3 protein-coding genes are annotated in these 10,062 nt (G+C 36.8%); 1 reads left to right on the forward strand and 2 read right to left on the reverse strand.

What is annotated here, in order from left to right; all coding sequences use genetic code 4:
• On the reverse strand, positions 1-1,378 hold a 1,378-nt coding region (locus MAGTDC_RS03500; RefSeq protein ID WP_278046982.1), incomplete at its 3' end, for an Hsp70 family protein.
• A gap of 1,809 nt (positions 1,379-3,187) precedes the next feature.
• Here MAGTDC_RS03500 and MAGTDC_RS05715 point away from each other — a divergent pair.
• Positions 3,188-3,322 carry a hypothetical protein gene (locus MAGTDC_RS05715; protein WP_278046983.1) on the forward strand — a complete coding sequence of 45 codons (135 nt, stop codon included), beginning with the start codon at positions 3,188-3,190 and terminating at the stop codon, positions 3,320-3,322.
• A 5,965-nt stretch (positions 3,323-9,287) separates the two neighbouring features.
• On the opposite strand, the gene MAGTDC_RS03505 is transcribed toward MAGTDC_RS05715, so the two are convergent.
• Positions 9,288-10,062, reverse strand: a 775-nt coding sequence (locus MAGTDC_RS03505; RefSeq protein ID WP_146657068.1) for an Hsp70 family protein, incomplete at its 5' end; no start/stop codon positions are given.

A 10,062-nucleotide genomic window follows, 5' to 3' on the forward strand; every position in this document is an offset into this window, starting at 1 on the left:
CAAATGTTCCCAGAAGGTTATTGTCCTTTGTCATGGCCCTCTCTCCCTCGAAAACTTGAATGGTGACAGCAGGCTGATTGTCCGAGTACGTGGTGAAAGTCTGCGTTTGTTTGCAAGGTATTCTGGCATTGCGTTCAATGATCTTTGCCATGACGCCTCCTGCTGTCTCGATTCCGAGCGACAGCGGAGCAACGTCTACCAGCAGTACGTCTTGGATAGCAGAACTCTGATCTCCGCTGAGAATGGCCGCCTGAACAGCCGCGCCATATGCGACTGCTTCGTCCGGATTTATGGAAAGGTTCAGCGATTTTCCGTTGAAAAAGTTCTGCAGCAAGCTCTGAATTTTTGGAATGCGAGTAGAACCTCCGACCAGCACCACGTCGTGAATCGACGACTTGTCCATCTTGGCATCGTTCAAAGCCTTCTCCACCGGCTGAAGCGTGTTCCTAAACAGGTCGGCGCAAAGTTCTTCGAACCTGGCTCTGGACACTTTTGTGTAGAAGTCGATACCTTCGTGAAGAGCGTCTATCTCGATGTTGGCCTCGGTGCTGGAAGACAGCGTTCTTTTCGCTCGCTCTGCTGCTGTCCTTAGGCGACGAAGGGCTCTCGGGTTGTTGCGAATGTCCTTGCGGAACTTCCTTTTGAACTCGTCAGCCAAGTGATTGACAAGTCTGTTATCATAGTCTTCTCCTCCAAGGTGCGTATCGCCGGCTGTAGCTTTCACTTCAAACAGCGATCCCTCGTCGATGGTCAGGATAGAAACATCGAAGGTACCGCCTCCCAGATCGAAAATCAGAACGTTCCTCTCGCCTTTCAGCTTTTTGTCTAGACCGTAAGCCAGAGCAGCTGCGGTAGGCTCGTTTATGATCCTGAGTACGTTGAGGCCGGCTATGGTGCCCGCGTCTTTGGTTGCTTGACGCTGCGAGTCGTTGAAGTACGCTGGAACCGTGATTACAGCATCTGTGACTGTTGTACCCAAAAAGGCTTCTGCGGTTTCCTTCATTTTCGTCAGCACCATAGAACTGATTTCCTCCGGAGCAAATGTTTTCATTTCACCTTTGTGCTCCACCCGTATCTTGGGTTTGCCACAGTCGTTCACAACGTTGAAAGGCCAGTGCTTCAGATCTTCTTGTATCTTAGGATCATCATAACGTCGGCCAATTAGACGTTTGGCGTCGAACACCGTGTTCTTAGGATTCATTGCTACTTGATTCTTGGCGGCGTCACCTATAAGCCTCTCGCTGTCGGTGAAAGCCACGTAACTGGGAGTCGTTCTGTTTCCTTGGTCGTTGGCGATTATCTCCACTTTACCGTGTTGCCAGACGCCAACGCAGGAATACGTTGTTCCCAAATCAATTCCAACAGCAGGTGTTTTCACTCCCATTTTGTTAAATCACTAACACTTGACACAAAGAAATGCTTTTTTCACAAGTTAGCTTTCGCGTTTTCAACTGAATACTGGATACTGGTGGCCGGCGGCGCTCGTACAGTATTTATAGGGAAGCAGATTCAAATATTAGCGCCGAGAAAATTCTGCTACACATCTTTCCAGAAACGTTTGTGATTGGTCGGCTCTAGACGTTTCTCGATCGATCAGCTGACATTAAATAAAGAGTGTTACTTTAGGTTAACGTGTATCGTTGAGATTAGAAAAAAATAAAATAATTAACTTACGAGATGTCTTATTAAAATTACGATAAACCGTGATAAAAGCAAGTTTCTGTATTCGCTTGGCGGTATTTTCCTAGCGTCTGGGGTATTCTAGATTTTATTTTTGCTTGAGGGAGGGTCAAGCGAAAACAATACAGTTTTCTTTATTAATGCCCTGTCATTATTATTATACATTTAATTTAACGAATTAATAGAAGTCGTGTGTTCATACGAAATGTCCAAACACAAGTGCGCCTAAACCCAGTGTTTATATTTACAGGAATGATGTGTTTTTGTTAAGAAGAAATAACATGTTTACATTGTATATGTAGATCTGCTTTTACGTTGGTGTTATTCTTTTCTGTTATGTGCATTAATATTTGATGAAATTTGAAAAAGGTGTATCCAATGGGTTTTTTCTGTTGTTTTATGAACCTAACCTGAAGTCGCATAACCTAGCATCGCCCGTCATTAAGCTGTCTGTTTGTTTTCACTGGTGCTGTTTGCACTGGTAAATCGACGCATTTTTACAGAACACGATACGTTTGACATTTATTATAGGTACGTTTAGTATTTTAGGAAGAATAACATGCGAGCTTGTTCACACAGAGTGTCCCAGTGCCCTATTATAACTGGCAAGATGTCGAGTCCAAAATAGTGGTGTTAAGTGTTTCCAAAATGGTGTTGACAATTCTGGAGCTGTGTTGACACATAAAATCGGCTGGTTTCACCTTTGATGCACATTGTAAAGACCATTCTTTCATAGTTTCAGTAACCTCTTGCAAGTCAGAATGCATGTCCAAATAAGCTGGTATGGATAAATGTATGTCAAGTTCCTCAGTGTTGTTCTTATGATTTCTGTCATTGGCATTTTAATTAGTTACCAATTTATTAAAAATCATACTTACTAAAATATGTTGTAACTAAAGTAAAATATTTGTCCATGTTATTTTGAAGTACAATTGTATCGGTATTCGTAAGCAGCGTGTATTATGTATAATAATATTGTAACAGTACAGATTGACTCAGTACCAGAATTATGGGAATTATGTGTATTTTCAATGTTTATATTATGTAATTGTTAAACATACAGAATGGTTAGGTACCTTGTCCCTCTGGAAAAAGGAACAACGTAAATTCGGCCAGAGTAAAACACCAAGGTCTCCGGTGGACGTGAAAACATCAAAATATACCATGGCGGTGTTTATGACGAAGTAACAACAATATGCATTATGATTGGGCTATAGCACAGCTCCGTCATAACAAGAACAATGACGCACTGAGTACAATGTGTGTAACGAGGCGTTGTCCAGCAAGACAAAGAGTGGTGACGTAAATATATACCCACACAAGCGCAAATTTACATTTGCCTCGTTCTCATTTCAACGCCATTCTTCGGAGGAGACATAGCGATGTATCGCTGTGTGAACAATTTTCTACAAATAGTTCAAAATAATTAGATCAAAATACTATCAGTAATAGTGGAGCAATGAAAGCTCATTTTGTTTAGCAGTATGAATATTAAAATGTAAAATCAGTGCATATATCTCTCCAGTTAAACTCAGCAGAATTAGAGGCGAACACCGGACATCACCATGGGCGTCACACACCAGCATCGGATGGACAACACCAAACGATAAGCAGAGAAGTCCCATTTTATCATTTGTTATAGTTTAATGAGCTCATTAATACAGAATCACTAATTAAAAGAATGTACTGGGTTAAAGATGAATGTGTGTGAGAGTGAACGAGTAAACTTATGGCCATAACCACAGATTCTGAGGGCATTGGTTTGTGTATTAACGAATTAAATTAATAAATGGTTTTAAGCTGCAGCAATACAATTTGCACTGATATTAATTTAGCAGACAAAAGAAGTATAGAGAGTAAAATGAGATATAAAAAAAATAACAGCCATTTTGTTTTGGTCATTTTATATGACGTCATTGTTTTGACCGCATGGTCGTGTCTGTAATACATTCTGGAGCATTAAAGTTTGATGGTTATTCTCAACAATACAGTGTTATCAATTGTGTCGTCCACTGTGTTTCGAAATCTTACTGTACCCGAAACCCTGGAACCCTTAGGTATAAAACAGTGTATAAAAGCAGAAGATGAGCCCGGCTAATAATGAATTTGGTGAGTACCAGTAATACCGAATTATGGTATTTGTCATATATATCTTGCTAAATATATGTACTAATATTATTGAAAGAGTAGGTAAAGGCACAATTGACGCCCTCACTGGGACATGATAAATTATAATTATGGGTAAGATAACATTATTTACGTATTTAAAGTTTGTAGACGAATTGCGTCCAGAACAGGTAGTTAATAAGTTTATTGACAAAGGTAGTATTGATACATACACATATAAATACATTTATATTTATAAAATATTGAAAGAGTAGGTAAAGGCACAATATGTACTTTTGTAAGGAAGCGTGCCCCGTTATCAGTTGCCACAATGGCAGTGTTGAAAGTTAAAACTTACAAAATATACGTTGACCGTGCTACATTTTCACATCTGGAAGTCTGTCTGCACAAATAGATTTGATTTTATGGGTGGGTGCAGTTTGTGTGTGAATGCTTTATGTCATTCATTGTTGCATCGAATTTACTGATGAGGCTCTGCATCGTTTGTTATTTATTGGATCATTGAGTTTGTAAGTGTTCTGTGCCATTTAATTTACCTTCAGTATGACCACTGTCATTTGTTGGGTAATCCCCTAGAATTTTAAATACAAAAACATTTGGACTATAACAGTGTGTCATAGTGGCAAATGTTCACTTACTATAAAGGATTTCATCCAAACTTTCAGAGCTGTTGCATTTGGTGCTACTAATGTTTTCAGAAACACAGAATCACACAATTTGAGCATACAATAGCAAGTTTTTATAATGTGCTCGTATCTGTAACAAACTTTTCTTTGGTTTTGTTGCATAACTTTTCATGCTGTAAAATCTGTTGTGGTTAGACTGTAGAAGAGAAAAGTGATATTGAAATGTTATTGTGCGATAAAATTGTATGGAAATTCTACGCCTTATAATGGGGTGCCCAGATAAATAAGTTTGAAGCATAAATGCCTTCAGTAAAGGGTAAAGTTTTGACGTCGCTATTCAATTTGAAGATTGTCAAGCAGCTCACCTCACAGTTTGTATTTATATAGAGATAATGTTATTTTTATAAAGGCGTTTTTTGAAAGCAAATACTGTAGCAGAAATTCAAGTTAAGATTTAAAAATGATTTAAGCTGTGAAGAGGAACCATGCTCGGTGCAGTTGTACACTTTGTCAGATGCTGTTTAATTAACACGTTTTTGATAATTTACTACCAGATTTGAATCTGACAAAATACAACAAGAGTGCAGTTTCATCAGAATGTTTAAGTGTAAAACAACCTGTCCATACACGTGGTCAGCAAAATGTTATTTATGAGTATAGTATTATAAATGCATTCCATTCTACTATGCATACAGCATGTCAGCCGGTAACAACATAATCATTCTACTTCGGCTCACACATTCTAGTTGCAAGTTCATGGAAACAATTGACAATTTAATTTTATAAATATTTAATACACTCGAATGTGTGTTTATTAACAATGGTTATGTACCTTTAAAGTGTAAAAATTTCCACTCAATAAAAATATGTGTACGGTAGATAACATGAAAAAATATATCACTCGTGTAGTTTCAGCAGTTTCTACTTCATTTAAAATAGTAAATAATGAAAACCAGGTTTATTATAGTTTCACGAATATATCACTTCGCAATGATTATAGCCAGTAATAGTTGTCAAACTGAGAGACAGGCATTACCGTGGGCCAATTTTTTTTTTTTTATTCGCTGTACGGTACCTTAGAAAACTTGCACCTAGGACACATAAGTAAAATAAATAAAAAATTGGTTAATATCTTCCCGTCGTTCATCACTCCCCAAAAATTATAAAAACTGATGAATTTTAACAATTTTTCGTAATTAGAAAAAAAAACTTTTTCTATATTCATCAAACGTTACAGCTTTGTGTAAGTAAAGATTAGCACAGACAAGATAAATAAATTAATCAGTCATAGATATTCCAACATTTATTGGTCGCGCATTGCGCCTGAAAAACAGTTTTTAACATTAAAATTGCAAATTTTACATTTGACCTAAAATAGTTAATGTTAAATGTTACAAGCTTTTATCTACAATCATACTCAAAAGCAAGTTTTCAGGGTGAGCAAAAAATGAGTTACGTTCAATCACAGGGTCTACTACTTGAAGTAAATTTTCAGGTAGGAACCTTGAAGTTTGTATAGCTCCAAACACATGCTTAGGGCCATCTGTAAAATACTTGCTTTTCTTGATATTAAACCAGACAGGCATGTATAGCTTTAAAATGAAAGAAACTAATAGCTTATGTTCATCTGAAGGATTTATCACACTTACGTAATCTTAGAACTCTGTTTCCGTAGTTTACCATCTTGAGTGTGAAAGAGGGACGGAATGACAAGCAGACAAATCTTCTAGACAATTACCTGATTTTACTGCATTACTAATATCAAACAGGTATTGCTGATCTTTGCTTAGCACTTTCCATTTATTTTGCACTGAATGCTATCAACCATAAGTTTTTCACATCCACTAAGCTGCCTGCCAATTGGACCAGAAAAGGATTTAGGCCCTGTAGTGTCACCATCAAGATTTTGAAATAAATGTTTGAATGGCCAATTCATTGAAATGCAAAAGACATATCCTCCACTGTACACTGTTACATGTTTTCACATGTAATTCAATCAAACGAATGACGCCAGTTTTCCAGCCTGTGTTAGTTACCGTACCGTCACACCCAATTATGTCAAGGGGAATCCCAAGTATAGAGAAAAAGAAATGATGCTATCAGCAATATCACTAGCACATCCCAAAGAGGGCAAAACATGGCCAATGTATACAGAGCCCGGTTCTTGAATATGCGAATACTGTTCTTCTTTTTTGGTTCTGCGAAAAAATTTCAAACGGAGCTTATTAATCATGAGAGTTTCATCTTTAATGACGTCAAAGTAGAGTCCCTGCAGTTGTTCATTTTTAGCCTCACTCTGTAATTCTGTGCAGTTACGTTTTTTCTCTCTTCTAAGCTTTTTTTATCGATGGTTCTTTCACGATCCATCATGCCAAGTTTTTTGCACAAATCGGAGTGTAAAATTGCAAGTACCAAAAGGAATGAATAAAAGACTGTTGACATAATTCTGTAGCTTGTAACATTTATTATTAACTATTTTATATCAAAATGTAAAATTTGCAATTTTAATGTTAAAAAGGTGTTTTTCAACCACAATGGGTGACCAATAAATTTTGAAATACCTATGATTTTTTAAATTTATTTATCTTTCCTGTGCTATTCTTTACTTATCTAAAGCTGTTACCTTTGACTTACGTAGAAAAACTTTTTTTATAACAAAAAATTTTTTTAAATTGATCAGTTTTTATAAATTTCGTGGGTGATGCGCGACCGGAAGATATTAACCTATTTTGTATTTCCTTTTTTTATTTTACTTATCTGTCATAGTGGCAAGTTTTCTGCAGTGTAGCGCGAATAAAAAAAAAGAAAATTTTTTTCGGCCTGCCCTAACAGGCATATCCAAAATAATGAAACAACAGGTAGTGTGTATGTTGTTACCAGCATTCCCACTGAAAAAATAAGTCCTTTTCTAAGTTTTTTTTTTAAGTGTGTTTCATTGAGTAGTAGACCCGTGATTATCACCCTATGTGATGTGGAAGAGTCGCAACAAAGCAGAGGGATGTCATGAGGCTAAGGTGGATTAAACAAATGATAAAGAATTTCATCCTTCCCACAATTTCTCCATGCACACATTAACAAAAGAAAATATTATATTTACATTCTTGAGACTTCAATACACAAGACTAAAACTACAGTGACAAAAGAAAAAGAAATTCAAGTTTGAGTTTATAACAGTAAAGTTGGCTAGGTCCATCATAGGATATAAGGCTGTGTTGAAGTACTCTCATAAAGGTGCTAAATGTCTACAAAATTAAAAAAAAATTTGCATAATTTAGTCTTCAATTCCCTCAATGGACATAAACACCACTTCTTTAATTAAAAATTTTTGAGTTTTCTTGGATATAGAGTTAATATGTCTTGGAAGTCTATTACAAGATGCAAAGAACAGTATTACCACAGAAAACACACAGGATCTGGAAGAGAGAGTCTGATGTTATGTACGCACACAAAGCTTTCTAAACAATAAAAAGTGTGGTCGATCCTGCTATCTTGGTATAGATTAACAATGCCTAGTGTCTATTTCACTGAATCAATATGAATTTTCTGACTAGTTTTTAAGAACTCTGTGCCATCTTCTTAACTGAAAGTGAAAGCTTCAATTTATTAGGATCACTTTGTATTTCTTGTACAAGGGCAGCACTACTTTTAGCTGAATAACACAACACAGTGTCATCAAGAAACCTCCAGTCAAATTTCATTAGTTAATGGACAAAACCTGAACCTTGCAGCGTACCATATATTATTATGTTAATAAATCAACTTAAAGAGATGTTAACATGCACACACTCTTTTATAAATCATAGTGATTCTGTAAACCATATAAACACTGTTTCCATGACCCGGGCCTCTTCAACGTTTTGTAACAAAATGTGGTGCACTCAGTCAAAAGTACAATTGTACACATGCACGTTGCATGTTGAGTAACTGTACATTTTCATACGAATAGACTGCTTCAAATTCTGATGAGAATAAAACGATAAATAGCACCAATCTTCCTAAAATAATTTAGTAACAAACATAATTTGTTTAAACTTCTTAAAAGTTGTGTTGAATTATCATTGCAAACTCATCACTGTACACATGGAAAGTATAATATTTATACTGCCCTCTCAGTATTTTACATTGAAGATCTTATGATTGCATAAAAATTAGTGTAACACACTTGCAGACAAATCTTGTTATTTTATAAATAATTGTTGTCCCTTTTGTTCCGACAGTACTAGCTAATTAGTATCTGACAAAATACAACAAAAGTGCAGTTTCATCATAATGTTTAAGTGTAAAAACAATCTGTGTATCATCATACTACAAGCACACACACAGCAAAATTCAGTCCATTCTATTATTCATACAGCACATCCGTTAGTAACAAACTACTGATCAAACGTTCTGTTTCAAGACAAACATTCTAGTTGCAAATTGGGCAAAACTGTATATAGCATGTGTTTAAAAATAAGTACACTTTAACAGATGTGTCTCGTCAAGGATTAACGGTGTTAAGAATAAATTCAAATAGTCTGCCTGCAGAAGAACTCCGTCTGTAAATGAAAACTGCAATGAGTTTTTTTGGTTGTCTTGTAATTAATCACTTGTAGTGTTTGATCTGTTCTAAGCAAACTCATAATAGAATTGAAGATGGTTTGTTGTTAAAGAAAAGCACAAAGTAGTTTTCAGTAAAAAAAATGTATTCGCTATAAAAATCAACACTGTAACAAACGTTTGTACATACGCACTGATACAAGTAAACTATTTACACATAATTTTTGCAATAAATATGTACAATATTTACAGAATCGTTCAGTATTTAGCGATGATGAAAACAGTCTTTTTTCACAAGTTCTTTGGAATTTCATTTTAGTCTACTTCCTCAATTTTAGGTCCTCCTTGTGTTCCGTTTGGCCTTGACTGACTTTGACTTCCACAGGTAGAAGCTCCATGCATCTTTTTCATGACTTCGCCACATTGTCTCTGCAGTTCCTTATATTTGTACTCGTACTCCTCTTTATCCGCCAAAGAGTTGTTATCGAGCCATCTGAGGGCTTCGTCACATTTGTTCCTGACAGAGGACTTGTCGTTTTTACTCAGCTTGTCTCCCGCATCGTCCAGAGCCTGTTTCACACCAAATATGTAACCTTCCAGTTGGTTTTTGGACGCCATTCTCTCCCTTTGTTTGTCGTCTTCTTCCTTGTACCTTTCTGCTTCATTGACCATCCTTTCTATGTCTTCTTTCGAGAGTCGTCCTTTATCGTTCTTGATGACTATGTTCTTGGACCTTCCAGAACTAGTGTCTTTGGCAGAAACGTAGAGAATTCCGTTGGCGTCCAGATCGAAGGTAACGTCGATTTTTGGTACTCCTCGGGGAGCCGGTGGTATTCCGGTCAGGTCAAATGTTCCCAGAAGGTTATTGTCCTTTGTCATGGCCCTCTCTCCCTCGAAAACTTGAATGGTGACAGCAGGCTGATTGTCCGAGTACGTGGTGAAAGTCTGCGTTTGTTTGCAAGGTATTCTGGCATTGCGTTCAATGATCTTTGCCATGACGCCTCCTGCTGTCTCGATTCCGAGCGACAGCGGAGCAACGTCTACCAGCAGTACGTCTTGGATAGCAGAACTCTGATCTCCGCTGAGAATG

Source organism: Candidatus Hodgkinia cicadicola, assembly GCF_002774925.1.